This window comes from Zhaonella formicivorans (genome assembly GCF_004353525.1).
Taxonomy (GTDB): Bacteria; Bacillota; DUOV01; order DUOV01; family Zhaonellaceae; genus Zhaonella; species Zhaonella formicivorans.
Genome location: NZ_CP085524.1, coordinates 2094079 through 2115348, shown reverse-complemented (window position 1 = coordinate 2115348; position 21270 = coordinate 2094079). Strand labels below are relative to the sequence as shown.

The 21270-nt window shown below is 43.8% G+C and carries 15 protein-coding genes and 4 pseudogenes; 14 read left to right on the top strand and 5 right to left on the bottom strand.

Annotated features, from left to right (window positions below; all coding sequences use genetic code 11):
* The first annotated feature begins 457 nt into the window (after nucleotides 1-457).
* The 8 genes and pseudogenes from tpiA to EYS13_RS16555 all read left to right on the top strand — a co-directional run bounded on the left by tpiA (nucleotide 458) and on the right by EYS13_RS16555 (nucleotide 8305).
* A complete protein-coding gene (gene tpiA / locus EYS13_RS10385) occupies nucleotides 458-1213 on the top strand; it encodes a triose-phosphate isomerase (RefSeq protein ID WP_227762288.1) in 756 nt (251 codons plus the stop codon).
* A gap of 128 nt (nucleotides 1214-1341) precedes the next feature.
* Entirely contained in the window at nucleotides 1342-2886 is a 1545-nt protein-coding gene (gene gpmI / locus EYS13_RS10380) for a 2,3-bisphosphoglycerate-independent phosphoglycerate mutase (protein ID WP_227762287.1), read from the top strand.
* Nucleotides 2887-3068: 182 nt separating this feature from the next.
* Nucleotides 3069-4355: a phosphopyruvate hydratase gene (gene eno / locus EYS13_RS10375; protein ID WP_227762286.1), complete on the top strand. Its 1287-nt coding sequence runs from the start codon at nucleotides 3069-3071 to the stop codon at nucleotides 4353-4355.
* A gap of 353 nt (nucleotides 4356-4708) precedes the next feature.
* The gene (gene secG / locus EYS13_RS10370) at nucleotides 4709-4942 is read left to right on the top strand and encodes a preprotein translocase subunit SecG (RefSeq protein ID WP_423055343.1); all 234 of its coding nucleotides are present in this window, start codon (nucleotides 4709-4711) and stop codon (nucleotides 4940-4942) included.
* Between the two features lie 32 nt (nucleotides 4943-4974).
* Nucleotides 4975-6992 (top strand): annotated as a pseudogene (locus EYS13_RS16420) (sodium-translocating pyrophosphatase).
* A gap of 222 nt (nucleotides 6993-7214) precedes the next feature.
* Nucleotides 7215-7616 carry a PaaI family thioesterase gene (locus EYS13_RS10360; RefSeq protein ID WP_227762284.1) on the top strand — a complete coding sequence of 134 codons (402 nt, stop codon included), beginning with the start codon at nucleotides 7215-7217 and terminating at the stop codon, nucleotides 7614-7616.
* A 186-nt stretch (nucleotides 7617-7802) separates the two neighbouring features.
* A pseudogene (locus EYS13_RS16560) lies at nucleotides 7803-8179 on the top strand (sodium/proton-translocating pyrophosphatase); the annotation flags it as partial.
* Nucleotides 8165-8305: a sodium/proton-translocating pyrophosphatase gene (locus EYS13_RS16555; RefSeq protein WP_423055342.1), complete on the top strand. Its 141-nt coding sequence runs from the start codon at nucleotides 8165-8167 to the stop codon at nucleotides 8303-8305. The pseudogene EYS13_RS16560 and the gene EYS13_RS16555, both read left to right, overlap by 15 nt.
* Nucleotides 8306-8408: 103 nt before the next feature.
* Here the strand turns inward: EYS13_RS16555 and EYS13_RS10350 are convergent, their stop codons facing one another.
* The 4 genes and pseudogenes from EYS13_RS10350 to EYS13_RS10335 all read right to left on the bottom strand — a co-directional run bounded on the left by EYS13_RS10350 (nucleotide 8409) and on the right by EYS13_RS10335 (nucleotide 10752).
* Complete coding sequence (locus EYS13_RS10350; RefSeq protein ID WP_227762282.1) at nucleotides 8409-9824, bottom strand: sigma-54 interaction domain-containing protein; 1416 nt, start codon at nucleotides 9822-9824, stop codon at nucleotides 8409-8411.
* A gap of 88 nt (nucleotides 9825-9912) precedes the next feature.
* Nucleotides 9913-10074: pseudogene (locus EYS13_RS16550) on the bottom strand (ATP-binding protein); the annotation flags it as partial.
* A gap of 5 nt (nucleotides 10075-10079) precedes the next feature.
* On the bottom strand, nucleotides 10080-10247 hold the full coding sequence (locus tag EYS13_RS10340; protein ID WP_227762281.1) for a hypothetical protein: 168 nt from the start codon (nucleotides 10245-10247) through the stop codon (nucleotides 10080-10082).
* Nucleotides 10248-10434: 187 nt separating this feature from the next.
* On the bottom strand, nucleotides 10435-10752 hold the full coding sequence (locus EYS13_RS10335) for a hypothetical protein (protein ID WP_227768001.1): 318 nt from the start codon (nucleotides 10750-10752) through the stop codon (nucleotides 10435-10437).
* A gap of 719 nt (nucleotides 10753-11471) precedes the next feature.
* On the opposite strand from EYS13_RS10335, the gene EYS13_RS10330 reads away from it, so the two are divergent.
* Both EYS13_RS10330 and EYS13_RS10325 read left to right on the top strand, forming a co-directional pair.
* Entirely contained in the window at nucleotides 11472-13118 is a 1647-nt protein-coding gene (locus tag EYS13_RS10330) for an acetate--CoA ligase (RefSeq protein ID WP_227762280.1), read from the top strand.
* 42 nt (nucleotides 13119-13160) lie between these two features.
* Entirely contained in the window at nucleotides 13161-13682 is a 522-nt protein-coding gene (locus EYS13_RS10325) for a benzoate/H(+) symporter BenE family transporter (protein WP_227762278.1), read from the top strand.
* Nucleotides 13683-13818: 136 nt separating this feature from the next.
* Here EYS13_RS10325 and EYS13_RS10320 read toward each other — a convergent pair.
* A pseudogene (locus EYS13_RS10320) lies at nucleotides 13819-15063 on the bottom strand (IS110 family RNA-guided transposase).
* 241 nt (nucleotides 15064-15304) lie between these two features.
* On the opposite strand from EYS13_RS10320, the gene EYS13_RS10315 reads away from it, so the two are divergent.
* The 4 genes from EYS13_RS10315 to EYS13_RS10300 all read left to right on the top strand — a co-directional run bounded on the left by EYS13_RS10315 (nucleotide 15305) and on the right by EYS13_RS10300 (nucleotide 21224).
* Nucleotides 15305-16054 (top strand): benzoate/H(+) symporter BenE family transporter, encoded by a 750-nt coding sequence (locus EYS13_RS10315; protein WP_487251811.1) that lies wholly within the window; start codon nucleotides 15305-15307, stop codon nucleotides 16052-16054.
* A gap of 737 nt (nucleotides 16055-16791) precedes the next feature.
* A complete protein-coding gene (locus EYS13_RS10310) occupies nucleotides 16792-17826 on the top strand; it encodes a 2-hydroxyacyl-CoA dehydratase subunit D (protein ID WP_227762274.1) in 1035 nt (344 codons plus the stop codon).
* Between the two features lies 1 nt (nucleotide 17827).
* Nucleotides 17828-19108: a (Fe-S)-binding protein gene (locus EYS13_RS10305; protein ID WP_227762272.1), complete on the top strand. Its 1281-nt coding sequence runs from the start codon at nucleotides 17828-17830 to the stop codon at nucleotides 19106-19108.
* Between the two features lie 34 nt (nucleotides 19109-19142).
* On the top strand, nucleotides 19143-21224 hold the full coding sequence (locus EYS13_RS10300; RefSeq protein ID WP_227762271.1) for a molybdopterin-containing oxidoreductase family protein: 2082 nt from the start codon (nucleotides 19143-19145) through the stop codon (nucleotides 21222-21224).
* The last annotated feature ends 46 nt before the right edge of the window (nucleotides 21225-21270 follow it).

Sequence of the window (21270 nt, the reverse complement as noted above, 5' to 3'; positions counted from 1 at the left end):
GGCCATCAGCCGGCAGCCCTAAGCCTTCAGCTTTTGCTGTATTTCTTTTAAGTATATAATGCATGCGATAATCGTCGGCTGGAAAAACTGTAATATTTTTAAGCTGACAGCTGATTGCTGGTGACTGATAGCTATTTGCTGACAGACACCCATGCTGCTGTCGCAGCGCCATCAGAAGAATGAAAAATTGTAACCCATTGTGGCGTAGCTGCGACATATGACAAGCCATAGAGCGCTCTGTGAAGAGTTTGACTGTAAGCGGCCGAGCAGCATGGACGCTGCGAGAGCGCTGGAGCGGCATGGACGCCGCATCAGCGCGTGCCGCTGGAAGTCAAACGATGAGCAGGAGCAGCGCTCTTGGCGAAGTCATCCCGGAGCAGCGGACACAAGGGTTAACATTTTGAGGGTAGCTGACAGTTGATAGCCAATACAAAGCACAAAGGAGGTCTGAAAAGCCATGAGGAGGCCCTTCATTGCCGGGAACTGGAAGATGTATAAGACTCCGGCAGAGGCCAAGACTTTGATTAGCCAACTACTGCCGTTACTCAAAAAGGCAGATATCGATGTGGCCGTATGCCCGCCCTTTACTTCCCTGGAGACTGTGCTGAAGCTGACCGCAGATACAGTGCTCCGGGTGGGCGCCCAGGATGTTTTCTGGGAAGAGGAAGGAGCTTATACAGGGGAAATTTCTCCTGTTATGCTCTTTGATATGGGCTGTACATACTGCATTGTAGGCCACTCTGAACGCCGGCAGTATTTTGGCGAAACCGATACATCTGTAAATAAAAAAGTTAAAGCGCTTTTGAAACAAAAGCTAATTCCCATTGTGTGCGTAGGGGAAACTTTAGCCCAGCGGGAAGAAGGCATAACCAAAGAAGTCTGCCGCCTCCAAATTGAGCAGGGGTTAGCGGGGCTCAAGCCGGAGGAAGCGGCCCGGTTGGTTATTGCCTATGAACCTGTTTGGGCTATTGGCACCGGCAAAACCGCTTCTGCCGGCGATGCTCAGGAGGTTATCGGTTATATCAGAGAAGTTCTGGCTGCCCGGTTTGGCAAGGAATCTGCCGGGCAAATCCGCATTCTATACGGAGGAAGTGTTAAGCCTGATAATATTCAGGAGCTTATGGCAGAGCCGGATATTGACGGAGCTTTGGTGGGCGGTGCCAGCCTAAAAGCCAAGGATTTTGCGGAAATAGTCAACTATAAAAACAGTTGATAGTTGTTAGTTGCTGGTTGTTGGTTAAAAACAGGTTTAACCACTCAAACCGGCTTTGTTGCAGTTCTGGAAAACTAACAACTAAAAACTAACAACCAACAACTGACCTGATAAGGAGTGTTTTAATCTTGGGGCATAAGCCTGTGGTACTGGTGATTTTAGACGGGTGGGGTTTAAGTGACAATACTGAAGGCAACGCCTTAGCAATGGCTAAGTTACCCTGTTACCTGCAGTTGAAACAAGAGTACCCTTTTACCACTTTAGCTGCCTCGGGGGAAGCGGTTGGTTTGCCTCCCGGGCAAATGGGCAATTCGGAAGTAGGACATTTAAATATAGGAGCCGGACGGGTGGTGTACCAGGAGTTGACCCGGATCAACCGCGCTATTAAACAGGGTGAGTTTTACGAAAATGCAGCGCTGGTTGACGCTATGCAGCATGCCAAAGAAAAGGGAAAGGCTGTCCACTTCATGGGACTTTTATCTGATGGCGGGGTACACAGCCATATAGACCATCTCATGGCCATGCTGGACATGACCGAGAAGCTCAAGGTGGACAAAGTGTTTGTTCATGCATTTTTAGACGGGAGAGATGTTGCCCCGGCCAGCGCCAAAGAATATATTGTGCAGTTGGAACGGAAATTCAATGAATTGGGCTATGGCGCCATTGCCACTGTAATGGGCAGGTATTATGCCATGGACCGTGACCGGCGGTGGGAAAGAACTGCCCAGAGTTACAAAGCCATGGTGCAGGGAGAAGGCAGGAAAGCTACCCTGGCGTTGGCAGCTGTTGAACAGGCCTACGGGGAAAGGGTTACTGATGAATTTGTGCCTCCTACGGTTATTGTGGATGAAAAGGGGAGCCCTAAGGGGCTGGTTTCCCCGGGCGATACTTTAATCTTTTTTAACTTCCGGGCTGACCGGGCCAGGCAATTGACCCGGGCTTTTATCGAAGATGATTTCCAAGGATTTGTCAGGCCTGAAGGGTTGTTGCCGGTCAAATTTGTATCCATGACCCAGTATGACTTGACCTTTGATACTCCGGTTGCTTTCCCACCCCAGAACCTTGAAAACACCTTGGGCGAAGTGCTAAGCAAAAATAACATCAGGCAGATTCGGATTGCGGAAACTGAAAAATACGCCCATGTGACCTTCTTCTTTAACGGCGGCGTGGAAGAACCCTATCCCGGTGAAGACCGGGTGCTGGTACCTTCCCCAAAGGTAGCGACATACAATTTAAAACCGGAAATGAGCGCCTGGGAAGTGACTCGCGAGGTAAGAGAGAAAATGTCTTCCGGAATGTACCAGGTTGGCATTGTGAATTATGCCAACCCTGACATGGTGGGACATACGGGCATAATGGATGCTACTGTCAAAGCCTGTGAAACGGTTGACAGCTGTTTGGAGCAGGTAATAAATACAATCCTGCCCATGGGCGGTGTTGTGCTGGTTACTGCTGACCACGGCAATGCCGAAGAAATGATTGACCCGGAAACCGAGGAACCCCACACGGCTCATACCAGCAACAGCGTACCGTTTATACTGGTTTGCGATTGTTTCAAAAATGCCAAGTTGCGCGCAGGATCGCTTCAGGACATAGCTCCCACGGTTCTGGACATTTTGGGCATCGCAAAGCCGCCGGAGATGACAGGGGAAAGCTTACTCATAAAAAGCTAGCAGCCTTCAGCCGTCAGCCATCAACTTCTGGATGGCGAATATCTTAGCTTAATGGCTGCATGCGAAACTATATACATTTTTAGTTGAATTTTTTGGTTTTGTTTAGAAATTAGCTCATTTTAAGCTGTGGGCTGATAGCTGACAGCTGACAGCTAGACCCAATAAGAAAGGATGATAGATTTATGCCAACAATCACAGATATTTTTGCCAGGGAAATACTGGATTCCAGGGGGAATCCCACAGTAGAGGTGGAAGTGTTTTTGGAAGACGGTTCCGTAGGCAGGGCTGCAGTCCCTTCCGGTGCCTCTACGGGAGCTTATGAAGCCGTAGAATTGAGGGACAACGATGAAAGCAGGTATTTGGGAAAAGGCGTAATGGACGCGGTCAATAACGTCAATGTGCAGATTGCACCGGAGCTGGTGGGGATGGAGGCTCTGGACCAGGTAGGAGTTGACCAGATGCTCCTGGAAATAGACGGCACTCCCAACAAATCCAAGCTGGGCGCCAATGCCATTTTAGGGGTGTCTTTGGCTGTGGCCAAAGCAGGCGCGGAATCGCTGAGTTTGCCTCTTTACCGTTATATCGGGGGCGTCAACGCCAAAGAGCTGCCCGTCCCCATGATGAACATTTTAAACGGCGGCAAGCACGCCGATAACAACGTCGATATCCAGGAGTTCATGATCATGCCTGTGGGCGCTGAAACTTTTGCTGAAGGACTGCGCATGGGCGTGGAAGTGTTTCACAACCTGAAAGCAGTTTTAAAAGGAAAAGGTTTAAATACCGCTGTTGGCGACGAAGGTGGCTTTGCGCCCAACCTGAGCTCCAATGAAGAGGCCCTGGGCGTAATTATGGAAGCTATTCAAAGGGCAGGGTATGAGCCGGGTAAAGATGTGCTTCTGGCTCTGGATGTGGCAGCTACGGAACTATACAGAAATGGCAAATACATTTTTGCGGGAGAGAATGTGGAACGCACCTCCCGGGAGATGATTGAATACTATACAAGTTTAATTTCCCGTTACCCCATCATTTCCATTGAAGACGGTCTTTCAGAAGATGATTGGGATGGATGGAAGGAACTAACTGCTCAGTTAGGTCAGAAGGTGCAGTTGGTTGGCGATGACCTGTTTGTGACTAATACCGAAAAGCTAAGTCAAGGGATTGCCAACAACACGGCCAACGCTATTTTAATTAAAGTTAACCAGATTGGAACCCTGACTGAAACTCTGGATGCAATCGAAATGGCTAAACGGGCCGGTTACACCACCATCGTTTCTCACCGTTCCGGTGAAACGGAGGATACCACAATTGCCGACATTGCAGTAGCTACCAATGCAGGACAGATTAAGACAGGGGCCCCTTCCCGTACTGACCGGGTCGCTAAATACAACCAGCTCTTAAGAATTGAAGAAGAACTGGATTACCTGGCCCGCTACCGCGGAGCACAGACGTTCTACAATTTAAAACGCTAGAAGCTATACAACTAAACCCGGGTTTACCGGGTTTAGTTGTAGTCATTAGTTGGTTAGCTTTCAGCTTTCAGCCGCCAGTATCAGCAATTAGCTGCTGGCTTTTTCTGCAAAAACCATAAATGCAACTAAGGGCTAAGGACGCGGCTTTAAGCCTATTCTGGTGACTGATGACTGGCGACTGGTGACTAATATCGCACGCGATTTACGGCGGTGCGCACTAGTGGAACAAGGCTGATGAGCAGTTTCTTGTTTTATTAATCTAAAATATGGCAAAATATAGTGACATAATTGGTAGAATGTTGTATTCCAATTCCGCTTATGCTAGAATATATTTGTTTGATTCAAGACAGGAGGTGAAGGGGTTGAAAACGTTTCTGACAATTCTCCAGGTTATATCCGCTCTGGGCGTAATAAGTTCCGTACTGCTGCAGTCCGGTAAAAGCGCGGGCCTTTCCGGGGCTATCGCCGGTGGGGCAGAACAGCTTTTTGGCAAGAAAAAAGGTTTGGATGAACTCTTAAATAGGGTTTCAGCTATTATGGCTATAGCTTTTCTACTGCTTTCGCTGCTCTTATCTATAATCAAATAAGCTAAGAGTTTTTTAGGAGGGAACAATTAAAAATGGAGCTAAACTATTTAGTTCCTGCAGCCGGTTTGCTGGCGCTGCTCTTTGCCTGGTATTTGGCCGGCAAAATCAATAACACCGATGCAGGAACTGACCGTATGAAAGAAATTGCCGCCGCCATTCATGAAGGCGCTATGGCCTTTTTGACGCGGGAATACAAGGTTTTAGTATTTTTTGTAGTGGGAATGGCTGCCCTGATTGCCATTTTAGGCTTTGCTACGCATGGTGCGGAAAGCCTGCAGCCCCAGACTGCAATAGCTTATGTGATTGGAACTGTTTCTTCCATCCTGGCAGGCTTTTTCGGCATGCAGGTGGCAACCAAAGCTAACGTCCGTACTGCCAGTGCCGCCCGTCACAGCGCCAACAGAGCTTTAGGTGTAGCTTTTTCCGGCGGCGCAGTTATGGGTATGTCGGTGGTAGGATTGGGGCTATTGGGATTGGGGATTGTCAACCTGCTTTTTGATAATCCCAACGTGGTCAATGGCTTTGCCCTGGGGGCCAGCTCAATTGCCCTGTTTGCCCGGGTAGGCGGTGGAATCTACACCAAAGCTGCCGACGTGGGCGCAGACCTGGTAGGTAAAGTTGAAGCGGGTATACCCGAGGACGATCCGCGGAACCCGGCGGTTATAGCTGACAATGTTGGCGATAACGTGGGTGACGTAGCCGGTATGGGCGCAGACCTGTTTGAATCCTACGTTGGCTCTATCATTTCCGGTGTGGCTTTGGCTGCAGCCCTTGGTATAAACAACGGTACCTACGTCCCGTTAATGGTTGCCGCTGCCGGTATTGTAGCCTCAATTATAGGAACATTCTTTGTACGTACCGACGAAGGCGCCAACGCGCAAAAAGCTTTAAACACAGGTACTCTAGTTGCTTCCGTCCTGTCCATAATCTTTACATACTTTATTACAACCGGTTTACTTGATACTTTTACAGTTGGTAATAATACTTATACCGGTATGGGAGTATTCATCGCTACCGTTGCCGGTCTAGTAGCCGGTTACCTGATCGGTAGGATTACCGAATACTACACCTCAGGTGACTATAACCCGGTTAAACAAATTGCCGCTCAGTCGGAAACCGGTACGGCAACCAATATTATTTCCGGCATCAGCGTAGGTATGTTAAGCACTGCTTTGCCCATTATCGTCGTAGTAGTGGCTATTATTCTAGCCTATAGTTTGCCGAGTTATATGGCATAGCTTTAGCTGCGGTGGGTATGCTATCCACAACCGGCATGATCGTTGCTGTAGATGCTTATGGTCCTATTGCAGACAATGCCGGTGGCATTGCTGAAATGTCAGGTTTGGATCCTAAGGTTCGCAAAATTACCGATGCCCTTGACTCTGTCGGCAATACCACTGCTGCCATCGGTAAAGGTTTTGCTATTGGTTCTGCCGCTTTAACAGCTTTGGCATTGTTCTCCGCTTATACAGCTGCTGCCAAAGTATCTGCTATTGACTTGTTAAACCCGGCAGTGGTAGGCGGAGCATTTATCGGCGGGATGCTGCCCTTCCTGTTTGGAGCTTTAACCATGCAGGCTGTAGGTCGTGCCGCCAGCCACATGATTGAGGAAGTACGCCGACAGTTTAAGGAAATTCCCGGCTTGATGGAAGGCAAAGCAAAGCCTGACTATGCCAACTGCGTATCTATCAGTACAGCGGCTGCCTTAAAAGAAATGATCGTACCTGGCTTAATCGCCGTCGCCGCTCCTTTGATTGTCGGTTTGACACCGGGTCTGGGCAAGGAGGCATTAGGCGGGATGCTGGCCGGAGCCACCATAACCGGCTTCCTCATGGCTGTTATGATGGCCAATGCAGGAGGCGCTTGGGACAATGCCAAGAAGTACATTGAAAGCGGCGTTCATGGAGGCAAGGGTTCACCAGCCCATGCAGCGGCCGTAACCGGTGATACCGTAGGCGATCCCTTTAAGGATACTTCAGGGCCTGCCATGAACATTCTAATCAAGTTGATGACCATCGTGGCTTTGGTATTTGCCCCGCTGTTTATGTAAAAAAAATAGAGTGTTGGTGCAGGCCAACGCTCTATTTTTTTAGCCTCAGCTGTAAGCCTTCAGCCGTTGCTTTTAGCTGAGATAACATATTCCTTTCAGTGGCATGGTAATTGCTGTTAATCTTGACTAAGTACATGTACTATGGCTAAATATAAAATAAAGCTGACAGCTTATAGCTGATGGCTGAAAGCTGGTTCGCTTTCGACCGGAAGGGGGAGGAGTATGGAGTTTCGAGGTAATGGCATGTGTTTTGGCTGTGGTGAAAGTAATCCCATTGGCTTGAAACTGCGGTTTGTTAGTGAAGGTGACCTGTTCTATTCCAAATATACACCCAAGCCCGAGTTTCAAAGCTATGCCGGAGTGGTGCACGGCGGTATTGTCAGTACCTTATTGGATGAGGTCATGGCCAACCACCTCCTCAGCCGGGGACTTATTGTAGTGACGGCAGAATTGTCCGTCCGTTTTATTAAGCCTGTCCCGGTAAATGCGGAGTTAAAAGTGGTGAGCAAAGTTAAGGAGTCAAAAGGTCGTCTTTCCCAGATGGAAGGGTGGATTGAGGACGGCTCCGGCCAGGTGCTGGTCCGGGGCACAGCAAAAATGATGCATGTTGGTGGAAAGGAGTAAATTATGAAGAGGGAGGGAACAATTTAAATTGAATTGCATTATTTGGTGCATTTAGCTGGCCTTTTGGCATTTGCGTTTGCTTTATACTTGACCGGCAGGATTAATGGCACTAATGCAGGAACAGAGCGCATGAAGAAAATTCCGCGGCCATTCATGAAGGCGCTATAGCCTTTTTGACACAGGATTGCCTGGGTTGGTAGCGGAATCTACACCAAAGTGGTCGACGTGCGCAGATATGTAGGTAAACTGGAAGCGGGTATTCCGTAGGACGATCCGCTGAACCCGGCGGTTATTGCTAACAATGTGGGCGATAACGTGGCGACGTGGCCGGTATGGGCGCTGACCTGTTTGAAGCGTACGTTGGCTCTATTATTTCCGGAGTGGCTTTGGCTGCAGCTATAGGTATTAACTACGGTACCTATATACCGTTAATGGTTGCTGCTGGTAGCGTAGCAGCAATTATAGGCACATTCCTTGTACGTACCGACGAAGGGGCCAACGCCCAAAAAGCTTTGAATACGGGTACTTTAGTTGCTTCCGTCCTTTCCATAATCATTTCATATTTCATTACAACCGATGATACCGTAGGTGATCCCTTTAAGGATACTTCAGGTCCTGCCATGAACATTCTGAGCAAGTTGATGACCGTCGTGCCCTTAGTATTTGCTCCGCTGTTTATGTCAAATTAAGCATAAAGTGTTAGGTATAGTCTCCCGGCACTTTTTTCATATCCAGCCAAAGTTTTTAATTAACGGCTAAAAAAGCTAAGGACTAAGGACTTTCTATTTTCTGTTAAATTTTAATGTTATAAAGCTTAATTTTTTCGTAAAAAGTTCTTCTACTAATACCTAATAGCTCTATTGCTTTTGATTTGTTGTTTTTCGCCATTTTTAAGGCTTCTTTGATGGCAGATTCTTCAGCTGAAGCGATCAAATTTTTCAAATTTAGTTTCTTGCTATTCAAATAAGCCCTTTCAGTATTAGAACGCAATAAATATTTGGGGAGTTGTTTTGGAGTAATTTCTCCGTCTTTGGCCAGAACAGTTGCATATTCGAGCACATGATAAAGTTCTCTGACATTACCCGGCCACGAATGGGAAACTAAAATGTCCACGGCCTCCTCTGAAATAGATATTTCTTTGTTATTTTTAGTTCCAATTTTTTTTAACAACTCAGTAATTAATAAAACTATATCATCCTTTCGTTCTCTTAAAGGTGGAATTTTGATGGGAATTACATTTAGCCGGAAAAAAAGGTCTTCCCTAAACTTTCCTTGTTTGACCATGGCCTCAAGGTCCTTATTAGTCGCAGCAACTACCCTTACATCTATTTTTTTAGAAACGTTGCTGCCGATCCTTTCAATCTCATTTTCTTGTAACGCACGTAGTAACTTAGCTTGGACTTTTAAGTCAATTTCCCCTATTTCATCTAAAAACAATGTACCACCCTGTGCAATTTCAAATTTCCCCAATTTCCCACGTTTACTAGCACCGGTAAATGCACCTTCTTCATACCCAAAAAGCTCACTCTCTATCAAAGTCTCTGGTATTGACGGGCAGTTTACTTTTACAAAGGGCCCATTCTTACGGTTACTTTCCAAATGAATTGCATTAGCAAACAATTCCTTGCCCACTCCACTCTCGCCTAGCAAAAGAACTGTATAATCGTATTTAGCTGCTTGCTTTACTACCTCAATAGTATCTAGAAGCTTTGGATTACGACCGACGATCCCATGAAACTGAAATTCATTAGTAACTGCTTGTTCTTTAAACAATTCATTTTGCAAGTAATGGGCAAAACTCTGAGTTCTTTCTAATGCTTCTTTTAATAAAACAACATCTTTCATATCTTTAAATACGGATATCGCTCCAATGGTAACTCCATTTATATTTATTGGAGACGAGCTAGCTAAAATAAAGGCTCCAGCAGCCTTAAGTAAAGTTTTTTGGTTACTCAAGCAAATTCCCTTCTCCAAAACTTCTAGCAAGGGCGATTCGGGTTCAATTAAGGAAAGTGGTTTCTTAACAATCTTTTCGCGTTTTACACCTATTATATCCTCATAGGCTTTATTAACAAAAATAATTTCGCTTCTGGCTGAGACAATGATAATTCCGTCAGAAATAGTCTCTAAAACCGATGTCAAAACAGGATTATTTCTAAACATATTTTCCAAGTTGAGATCCAGACTGTTCTGCCCATGCTTTTTCATCCACATTCCTCCAAAGGATGTTTTTTGCAAGTAAAAAATGCAGAAAGATGCAGCTTTTTTATGCATACGGCACTTGCCAGCCTAATGCTTAGTTTTGGATCCTCTGCATAGCCTCTTTCAGTCGGAAACTCTCGGCTGTAAAGGTTAGAATATGGGCATGATGGACAAGACTATCAACTAGTGCTGCCGTCAGTTTGTTATCGCCGAATACCGTCGTCCACTGCCCGAATTCCAGATTGGTGGTGACTATGCTTCCTAAGCTTGCTCCGATTTTCCCAGTTTGGCACGTCTGCGGCCCTCAAGGTCTGCAGAGAGAATACTTTCAATGAGCTCTGTCGGGTTGCTGTTGTTCCATTCATTTTTAGTCTCTACGATGTAGGCGAGCCGCAGCTGTCTGCAGATATCTGACAGTGCTGTATTCATGCAGTCGCACCTCCTTTCGTGAGCGTATTGTACTTGGCAAGTTCAGGAATCGCTCCTTTGACCTCCGGTGGGGTGTAATGTTCTTCAAAGCCTTGCTGTAGCTGACGTGATCCCACTGACAAGCGGCAGAATGGTGGTAACCATTGAGGACTTTGAAGTGGCAGCCGGTAATGTCCATTTTATCCCATTACATCGGAATCAGTACTTTATCTCCTGGTTTAACGTTGAATACCGTGATGAGTATCTTGTCGATCGTAATTTCGCCATACTTGTTCACTTGTGTACTTTTAAGCCGGTACACCTGGAATTCCTGATCAAGCAGCTTGTTGAGCTTGTTTTTTTCTTCACTCCAAAGTTCCCGGGTAAGCTTTTCCTTCACGTAGTAAAGGCGATCCATATCCTTTGTTACCAGCCTGTCCAGTTCATCTGCGAACTTTTCCTGTGTTTCGAAGAGGGATGGGAACACACCAGTTTCGGCGACCGTAGCCGCAGTTGTTTTCAACATGTCCCTTCTCATTCCCGCTATCCGGATTACAGAATATTGCTTCGAAAGGGTAGTGACAATCAAACCGCATAAACAGTCCCCCAGGTTGCGCTCGCCGTTTTTCTCAATCCCTGCAACAGCAGCCGACAGATTATCAAACTATATTCTCGTTGGAACTCCACCTACATTACGCCATACACAGCTTAGGGATATTTTTAAAATACATATTCTTCTAATATTCGTTTTCTTCCTGCTATTCCGTGTTATTATGAGCTACATGCACCCTTATAAGGTAGAAGGGGCGAAAGCTATTTTTTTAAGTTTGAGTGTTAATGCCCAATTTATCTGTCGGCAACACCTGGGATTTTGACCAAATTATATGTCGGTAAGGTTCATTTAAAGATAGTGTATTTGTGCAAGATTTATCATCTAAGATGTATACAGTGTTTGAAAAGTATATAATTCTTAAATTATAACTTGATATTGGATCACGTTATGCTTTAAAAAAAAGTTTGTATACTTTTTAAATTAAATAAAATTAAGAAACGTTTGAAAGAACAAAATAAATTTCAAAATTTTAAAGTAAAGCAATGCTTATAATCGAATACCGGTTTTTTGTTAATTTTTTTTTTATGCTTTTTTTAACAATTTATCTCTTTTAAGAAAATATTGGTATAAATTTTGCTTGGATATAATAGTGGTTGGCCAACTGCGTAGATTATGAAAAGGAGGAGGTTAATTTGTTTAACTTTCCGGGGAATTATATTGGTCCCAAAGAATATCTACCGGATAAAATTTTTGCTTTGCCGGAACTAAACTATCCTGAAAAAATTAATCTAGCAGTTGAATTACTGGATAATCATGTACAAAAGAACCCAAGCAAAAATGCGATTCTTTTTGAAGACCAAAAAATTACTTACTTAGACCTGCAAAATAAAGTGAATCGTTTCGCAAATGCCCTCATAAAATTGGGTGTTAAAGAAAATGATCGGGTAATGTTGCGCGCACCTAATACCCCGGAATATATTATTGCAAATTTTGCCTGCTGGAGGATTGGTGCTATCCCAGTATTATGTAATCATTTAGTCAAAGGGGAAGAAATTTCATACCGGGCAAATAATTCGGAAGCTTTGGTGGTTCTATCCCGAAAAGATGTTGTAGAAGACGTAGATGCTGTAAAAAATGAGCTTGAAACGGTGAAACACTTTGTTGTTTTTGGGGGAAGCCATGAAGGTCATCTGAGTATGGAAGAATTAATGGCAGGAGAATCAGATGTATGTGAGTCGGCGGCAACAACCAAATTCAATATTGGACGGCTCATTTACAGTTCGGGTACCACCGGGAAGCCTAAAGGCATTGTCTGTAATTATTCTGACATTTTGGCGGTTTGTGATACCCATGGCAAATATGTTTTAAAGTTGACGGAAAATGACATAGTAGGCGGTCACCCATTTTTTACATTTGCATTTGGTTCGGTAAACTTTACCTTTGAGCCATGGCGTGTTGGATGTACACTTTCAATTATAGATCGGTTCAAACCGGATAAAATGTTTGAAATCATTGAAAAGCATAAGATAACTGTATGTGCATGTGTTCCAACTGCTTTTAGAATGATGATTGATTATTACGAAAAAAGCGATGTAAAATATGACGTTAGTTCTTTAAGACTGTGCCAGAGTGCTGGTGAATGGTTGCCGGCTAGTACCATGCGGGATTGCAAGAAAGTACTTGGTGTGGAGATTCTTGATTCATTAGGTTCAGGGGATTTGATGTATTGGTTATCAACACGGGAAGGTGTGCCGGAAAATAAGATTGGCTCCACTGGGATATCTGTTCCGGGTGTGGAAAACAAAGTTGTCGATGAAAATTTTAATGAAGTTCCCAGGGGGACGGAGGGTGAACTTGTTGTTCGTGGCCCCTTCGGTCAAGTTTACTGGAAAAAACCAGAGGCACAGATGAAAGGGGTATGGAATGGTTGGAGTCGCCCAGGGTTAACTTTTGTTCAAGATGAAGATGGGTATTTTTGGTACAAAGGTCGTACTGATGATATGATTGTCACTTCAGGCTATAAGATTCCTGGAGGTGAAGTAGAGGCTGTTCTTAATGAGCATCCAGCCGTCTTGGAATCTGCAGTTGTAGCTTCGCCTGACCCAATTAGACAAAATATCGTCAAAGCATTCGTAGTCCTTAAGGAAGGTTATGAACCATCTGAGGAGCTGATAGTTGAATTACAGGAGTATACGAAAAAACACTTGGCTGAATATAAATACCCCCGGGAGATCGAATTTGCGAAAGCAGATGAGCTTCCAAGAACTTCTACTGGAAAAATCCAAAGAAACGTATTAAGAAAACAAGAAGAAATGAAGAAAAAAAAGAATGTAGGTTGATGGCTGCCCAACATCTATAGTGAGAAACGAGGAGGTAGTTATATGAACTTTCACTGGTTTGAAAAAGGACCAGGTTATGCCTCTGGTATTAAAGATTTGCCAAAAACTTTTACAACTCCCGCGATTAGTCAAGCATTAATAGCGGCAATTTTTGGGATAAGTGTGGATGTAATTTTTATTAAATCTGCACAAGAAGGTGGTTGGCCAAATGGAGCAATTGTTGGCTGGTTGTTCGCTGTTCATGTTTTAGGGGGCTTTTTATGTTGGTTTCTAAATTTATATTATAAAAAACCAATTGCAGGAGCATCGTCTATCACGGGGGGTGTAATGTTTGCTACAGCTGCAACTAGTTTTACTATCAATGAATTATATGGAGCTGCCGTCGTGGCAGGTATTATCGTCTTTCTTCTTGGAGTAACAGGTACTATAAAAAAAGTAATGGCGATCTTACCCATGCCTGTTGTACTGGGTATGACTGCCGGAGTGCTTTTAAGGTTTGTAACCGGTATTCCGGGGGCCATACAGGATGCACCTGTTGTGGCCGGAGCCGCGTTTATAGGTTAGTACGAAAATAAATTTGAAATATTCTTTAACAACTGCATATGGCAACCAGGATAACCCGTAAAAAGGTAATAATTAACTAGCCAATGCAGATCTTGCATCAGTGAAATTAATTCTTTTGGAAAAACCATTGTAGCTGTTAAGCAACCTCGTGGGGTTCTATCACCTCCAGACCTAGTTTCTTAGCTTCAGCAATAATCCTTTTAACTCGGAACTTTTCCTGTTTTTGTTTGGCTTTTTCAAAGGATGTTTCATCGTAATCAGCATCATTTTTTAACAGGTTGTATATTATTACGAGAACTTTTCTGGCTAATGCAACAAGAGCTTTTTTGGCGCCACGGCGTTGTTTGATTTTCCAATACCAGGATGATAAGTAGCTTTGACGTATTCGGGTGATGCACCAAGCAACTTCACATAGGATCCGTTTTAAATAGGTGTTACCGTTGGTGGTACGAGTGGACTTTTTTTTCCTGCACTTTCATTGTTACCGGGGCTTAAGCCCGCCCAGGAACAGATATGTTCAGCGGTTTTAAAACGACTCATATCAATTCCGATTTCCGCCAAAATGGCTGCTGCTGCAGTTTTATCAATGCCCGGTATGCCGTCTAGTTGCTCTAGTTGTCTTTGATACTGAGCCAGTTTTTCTTCTAAGTTTTGCTCTACTTGACGGAGATGCTCGTAATGCTGATCTAGCCAACCTAACAATAGCTTTAGAAACTCTCTTTGATGAACATCCATTTTGCCATTGACAGCCTGTTTGATCTCATGGAGCTTATTCTTAGCACGCCCCTTTACAAAATTCTCTACTTCCCGGGCGGATATTTTCCCATGGTGGCTAAGATGATCCATAATCGCCCGGCCCGATACGCCGAAGATATCGGTCAGGAAGGTAGAGAGCTTAAAGCCGCAGCTTTGTAAGTGTTTTTCGATCCGGTTTTTCTGTGACGTAATTTCCTCGATGATACTTTTGCGGTACCGGGTCAGATTACGGAGTTCCCGGATTGGTTTGGAGGAACAAAACTTCCTTCTAATAATCCGGCACGCAAAGGGTAGCTATCCATTCGGCGTCCTTCATGTCGGTCTTTTTACCGGGTACATTTTTCATATGCCGGGCATTGGCAACAATCAAAACCATACTGCCGTCAAAGGCTTCTTCCAACACGTTATATACAGGCTGCCAATAGATGCCGGTGCTTTCCATTGCAACATGCCGACAGTTCTCATTTTCTAGCCAAACTTTCATTTCATCTAGCCCGGCAAGAAGGGTGGAAAAGGTGCGGATGGTTTTAACCGGTTCCCCGTCAACATTGCCTTTTAATAGGCAGGCTACAACCGTTTCTTTGTGGACATCAAGACCACAACATATTTCCAGGATGTCTTGCATGTAACTCACTCCTGCTCCAAAGAATTTCAGGGATGATTGCTCGAGAAATAAAGATTTTAGTACCCGTGCTGTTCCCAAGTCCTTAAGAACAAGGGGCGACAATTGGCTGTGCTCAAAAGCAATCAAGTTAGGTTATTTAACGAGGTTATACCATCAAAATAAAATCAACCTTTGTCCCTGATAATTTCAATGTAGCAAAAAATCCAACCTTTGCAATAACTTAGCTAATTTTCATGATTGGTTGTGCCTTCCAGGCATGGGTGGTTATTTATTAGTTGCCCGCTTTATGAAAAATATCCCTGGAGCTTTAGGCGCATTAGTTTTTGGAGTAATCGCTTTTATAGTTACCGGTTCTCCCGATTTCTCCGGAGTTCATTTTACTTTGACTGGTCCCATGTTTGTTAAGCCTCAGTTCAACTTGATGGCAGCTATTTCTGTAGGAATACCTTTAGCAATTCTGGTTATTGGAGCAGAAAATGCCCAGTCTATCGGAGTTCTTAAAGCACTTGGTTATGATCCCCCAGTTAATGCCATGACTATTTATAGCGGCATTTTTGGTACCTTGGGACCTTTTTTGGGGATTCATAACGTGAACATTGCTGGCCCAATGACGGTGATGACTTGTTCCCCGGAAGTGGGTAAAAAGGAACTTAGATACGGAGCCAGCTTTTTAAACGACTTCTTTTACGGTATTGCAGGGCCTTTTGTAATTCCTTTGGTTGCCTTTTTAGCAGTTATCCCAAAACCCTTAGTGACCATTGTCGCTGGGTTAGCTATGTTAAGGGTTGTCAGCAGTTCCTTAATTGATACATTTGCTGAAGGAAAGTTTTTAATGGGTGGATTCTTTGCCTTTATTATTGGAGCCTCTAATATCACCGTACTACAAATAAGTGCCGCCTTCTGGGCTTTGCTGGGAGGGTGTCTTGTCTCCTTGCTTTTGGAAGGTAAGGACTATGCAGAATTCAGGAAGCAACAGACTGCTTCCCTATAACTAGTCAAAAAAATCGGTTGTTTTATAAAAACCTTTTTCAGTTAGGTAACGGTAACTTTCGGCCCAGTGGCATGATTGTCAAGGACCGGCGCTGTTTTTTGTTCGGCGCAGTTCAGGGTCTAAGTGAGTTTAATCTCAGGTAGTGGAAAAACATGCGACTTGAGCTGTACAAATTTATACAAATATTAATATTAAAAAATCTAATATTTTAAAATAATTAACATTGTGAGGGTAATTATAGCGGACTAAACGGTGTTAACTGCAGATGTGTTAGTAGTTGGAGGTCGGCGCGGGGGCTCTTACGCCATTGAAGCGTCTGAGTATGCAAGTAATAAGGTATGGTTAGCATTAATCAGAGGGTATAAGTCCGACTAGAAGTTTTTTCACGAAGATAATTTGCTAGACACTGGATGTCCTTGTCGCCTTGTATATATGGCTAAAGAATAGCAACAAAGATGATTGAACCACCCGGGTCTTTTTGGAGCCGGGGTTTTTTTTAAATTGCTGGAAAAAACATTTCTCTTATTTCTAAGAAAATAATATATAACTGTCTACTATCTATACATCTAAAAGTTTTCCTACTCCTCACTGACTTTTCTATGTTGCTGCACAATGTTGTTTATATTGTAAACAATTTTTAATACCCAAAGAGTCTGTAGTGCCTAAAAACAAAGGGAAAAAGTTTGGCATGTATTTTGCTAGCCTACTAGTTAAAAACATTAAGGAGAAAAGTCGCCATGGGAAGAGAGGCTGCTAGTGTCTATGAATCGGCTAGAGATATTGCAATTAAATGGCATGAAAACGGAGGTAAAGTGATTGGATATTTTTGCAGTTGTCTTCCGGAAGAACTGCTTCATGCTGCAGGTGTGTTACCCTTTAGGATAATTGCTGGTAGCAAAATCGATTTAGTTCTAAAGGAATGCGATTTTCTGGATGGGGTTGTGTCGTCACATCCTTACGAGACCTTTTCTGGAAAATTTCACCATCATCTTTCTATTCCAGATCCAAGGGCTGATGAATCAATTATAACTTTTGAAAAAGAAATTGAAATTTTAATTAATAGTATGGAAAAAGAGCTAATTAACTGTGTTATATCAGAAGAAGCGCTCTTAAAATCTATACAAATATACAATCGAAGCCGGAGCCTTTTTCACGAACTTGACATAGCAAGACGGCAAGGGAATTTAGATTCCTCAATTCTGTATGAAGCTATTCATGGTTCAATGGGGATAAGTAGGGAAGAAAGTATTCCTCTCTTAGAGGCATTGGTGAGCGACGCCAGGCCTGCAATAGGACAAAAAATCGATAAGTTTAGGGTACATCTTTCCGGTAGTATTTTGACAGATCTGGGTTTAATTCGGTTGATGGAGAATAATGGCTTGCAAATTGTTAGTGACGACTTATGTACCGGTTCAAGGTATTTTGAAAACCTGGTTGATGAAACAAAACCACCTATCACTGCTCTGGCGGAAAGGTACCTAAAAAGTATGCCATGTACTTGCATGTTTCCTGAAAATCTTCGTATGGACCACTTTTGTCAGAAAGCACAGATTAACAAAGTTGACGGTGTTGTAGTTTTACTTGAAAAATACTGTGATTCGTATCTTTTTGATTCTCCTGAGGTAAGAAAACGCTTTAATGAAATGGGCATTCCAGTGTTGTTTCTAGCGGGGGAAGACGCGGGTATTTCACAGGAACAAATAACTGCTCAAATTCAGGAGTTCAAGGAAGCTATTAATAAGAAAAAACTACATTTTGAAGGGAAGTCTTAGGATGATCAGTAAGAACAATAGTGAATTAGAAAGATTCAAGTGTCAACTGGACAAATGTACCGGGTGTGGTTACTGTACCTTATGGTGTCCTATCTACCAGGAGGATCCTCGGGAGTCGTCTGTTGCCAGAGGTAAGATCAAGATGTTAAAAGCTTTGCTGGCCGGTGAGAGTGAAAACGATGCTGATTACGAAGATAAGTTGAACCGGTGTATGTTATGCGGGACCTGTGCGGAGCATTGTCAGGGTTCAACTGAGACCCAATCTACCATTATAGCCAGCCGGGCAGATAAGACTAAAGCACAGGGTTTGCCTTTCCCTTACAGTTTTATTTATCGCTGGCTTATACCTCGTCGTGTGTTGTTTGGTAATACAGTCAGGATTGCTTCTTGGTTTCAGGGTTTTCTACCTAAGACGGAAGGGACCATCAGGCATCTGCCACTTTTTCTTACTGCTTTGGGTAAGGGACGGAATATACCTTCCATAGCTCCCAAATTTCTTAGGCAACTAGTTCCAGAAGTCAGTAAGCCGTCGTCAGGCACAAAAAAAATGAGAGTAGGATACTTTTCCGGTTGTATGACAGACTTCGTCTTCCCTCAAGTTGGTAAGAACATCATTGAAATATTAAACAACCATGGGGTGGAAGTGGTATTTCCAAAAGAACAGGGCTGCTGTGGAACTCCAGTTTATCAGGGAGCCGGTGATTTTGAAACCGGCAGGAAACTGGCAGATGCTAATATTCGGGCATTTGCTGACCTTGATGTGGAGTATATCATCTGTAATTGCGCTACTTGTATCTCTTCCATATCGGACTACGAAAAATTTTTGGCCGATACACCGGAAAGAAAAGAGGCTTATCGAAATTTTGCCTCAAAGTTAAAAGATATTACCGAGTTTTTGGTAGATGTATTACAATTGCCTGCATCTAGCTACAAGGTCGCACCTGAAGTTAAGGGCAAAACAATTACTTGGCATGATCCTTGCCATCTCAACCGCTATATGGGTATCACCAAGCAGCCAAGGCAAATTCTAAAATCAATACCTGACATCAATTTCGTGGAGATGACACGCCCAGATTGGTGCTGCGGTATGGCTGGAACTTTTAGCATTAAATATTATGAAACTTCCAAGAAGATTGCGGATAAGAAAATTGAATCTATAAAGGATTCCGGAGCTGATATTCTAGTCACTGATTGTCCAGGCTGTATGATTCAAATAATGGATAACTGTGTCAGACATAAACTTCCTGTAAAGGTCATGCATATCACGGAACTTTTACGGTAGATTCGGTGAAATGAAAAGAGAGAGGGGATGGAAAATGAGACAGGAAATACTTACGTTTTGCCCATTATGTGCCGGTCATTGCAGTGCGAAGGCGACGGTTGAAAATGGTGAGATTATTAACTGGGAACCTGATTTTGAACGTGGTTTTCCTTGTGAACCATGTCCGCCTTTTAAAGGAAAGGCAAATATGGAGATTGCTAAACACCCAGATCGTCTCAAGTACCCGCTGAAAAGAGTTGGTGCCAAAGGTGAAGGTAAATGGGAGCGTATCTCTTGGGATGAAGCATTGGGCACTATTGCTGAAAAACTAACGAAGCTTAAAGAAACATATGGACCAGAGTGTGTCTCCCTGGTTTTGGGGGAGCCTAAGGGGTTGGAGTTTGCCTTTGCTCAGAGATTCGCTAGCGTATTTGGTACACCTAATGTAGCCACGCCATCAAGTCTGTGCGGTGCCACCATGCTTGCCAGTTCAGCTGTTACATTTGGTAGCAAATATCCGACTCATCATCATGACATGAGTCATTTACCTAATTTGCATATAATTTGGGGAGCCAATTCTGCTCAAACACGGGGACCGCTGGTAAGGGAGTGGCTACGTGCATCCTTATTAAAAGGTTCCAAACTTGTGGTTATCGATCCGAAGAAAATAGATATTGCTAAACGAGCCGACTTATGGATCCGGCCCCGTCCCGGTAGCGATGCAGCGTTGGCTATGGGAATACTTAAAGTAACCATTGAGGAAAACCTTTACGATAAAGATTTCGTTGCTAGGTTGACTGTTGGCTTTGATGCGCTTTTGGAAGAAGTTAAGAAGTTTACTCTCGATGATGTTGAGAAAGTGACTTGGGTACCAAAAGAACAGATTCAGCAAGTAGCCAGAATGTATGCTAACCATAAACCTGCCGTTATTCATCAAGGGAATGCGATTAGTCACGGCATGAAGAGTTTTCAAACGAACAGATGTATTGATATCTTGCGTGGTATTTCCGGTCCTCCTAATACACCAGCTTGGGATGCAACGTTTACAGGACCTCCTTATAATAGAATGGGCCGTTTTATATTGCTGAAGCAGTTTCCCAGAAAGCCGGAGAAAACTCTTGGCAGTGAATACAAATGGGCGTTGGCGACAGCGTATATACCTCACCATGCCCTGTTAAAAGGAATTCTGGAGGAAAAACCATTTCCGATTAAGGCGGCTATGGTCATTGTTTCTAACCCTCTTTCCAGCTATCCTGATGCAAGGAGAGCCTATGAAGCATTTAAAAAACTAGAATTTGTGGTGGTTGCTGACTTATTCATGACACCTACGGCTCACTTAGCCGACATCATTTTGCCCGCGGCTACCAGTGGGGAGCATGATACTATAGGTTATTGGGGAGAAGATGGTGCACTCAGAGCCTTTCCCAAACTGGTTGATCCACCCGGAGAAGCTTGGCCTGATATAAAGTGGATTAACGAGTTAGCAAAAAGGCTAGGTCTGCAAGAATACTTTTGGGCTAATGAACAAGGCGGAATGGAATATATGATGGAGCCCAGCGGTTTGACTTGGGAAGAGTTTAAAGAAAAGGGCTTATTGCCAGTAACCAAGCAGGAAAGGGAACTGCAAGAAGGCTCCTTTGACACCCCATCAGGCAAGATTGAAATATATTCCAAACAAATGCAGGACGTGTATGGTTATAGCCCTGTGCCCATGTGGGAAGAGGTATCGAGTTTGCATTTGCAACCTTCAGAGCAATACCCGCTGCTCCTTACTAATCGGTGTGAAGACGCTTACAAGTTAACTAGCTTTAAGCATGTTGAGTATCTGCGTAATTATAAACCTGAGCCGGAGGTGGAAATGCATCCCGAAACAGCCAAGAAATTAGGGCTTAACGAAGGGGACTGGGTTACCATCGAAACTAAGAAAGGGAAGATCAGGCAAAAACTTGTGTTTGACCCTGACCTTGATCCTAGAGTTATTTATGTATCCTTCGGCTGGTGGTTCCCGGAAAAACCTAATAATATGTTCGAGTGGGATAAGTCGAATTTAAATATACTTCTAGATAATGAACCTGTTGAACCAGCGACAGGTACAGTTGAAACTAGAGGTGTACCTTGCCGGGTTTATAAAGGCTAGTGCGAATCTTTGGAATAAAGAGGTTAAAAGAAATCAGAAGGGAGAA

Excerpts from the sequence above, each read along its gene's own strand:
- EYS13_RS10360 (WP_227762284.1), top strand. The coding sequence starts at position 7,215 with ATGGAGTTTCGAGGTAATGGCATGTGTTTTGGCTGTGGTGAAAGTAAT.
- EYS13_RS10310 (WP_227762274.1), top strand. The coding sequence starts at position 16,792 with ATGGGAAGAGAGGCTGCTAGTGTCTATGAATCGGCTAGAGATATTGCA.
- EYS13_RS10340 (WP_227762281.1), bottom strand. The coding sequence starts at position 10,247 with ATGAATACAGCACTGTCAGATATCTGCAGACAGCTGCGGCTCGCCTAC.
- EYS13_RS10325 (WP_227762278.1), top strand. The coding sequence starts at position 13,161 with ATGAACTTTCACTGGTTTGAAAAAGGACCAGGTTATGCCTCTGGTATT.
- tpiA (WP_227762288.1), top strand. The coding sequence starts at position 458 with ATGAGGAGGCCCTTCATTGCCGGGAACTGGAAGATGTATAAGACTCCG.
- eno (WP_227762286.1), top strand. The coding sequence starts at position 3,069 with ATGCCAACAATCACAGATATTTTTGCCAGGGAAATACTGGATTCCAGG.
- EYS13_RS10335 (WP_227768001.1), bottom strand. The coding sequence starts at position 10,752 with ATGTTGAAAACAACTGCGGCTACGGTCGCCGAAACTGGTGTGTTCCCA.
- EYS13_RS10305 (WP_227762272.1), top strand. The coding sequence starts at position 17,828 with ATGATCAGTAAGAACAATAGTGAATTAGAAAGATTCAAGTGTCAACTG.
- EYS13_RS10300 (WP_227762271.1), top strand. The coding sequence starts at position 19,143 with ATGAGACAGGAAATACTTACGTTTTGCCCATTATGTGCCGGTCATTGC.
- EYS13_RS10350 (WP_227762282.1), bottom strand. The coding sequence starts at position 9,824 with ATGAAAAAGCATGGGCAGAACAGTCTGGATCTCAACTTGGAAAATATG.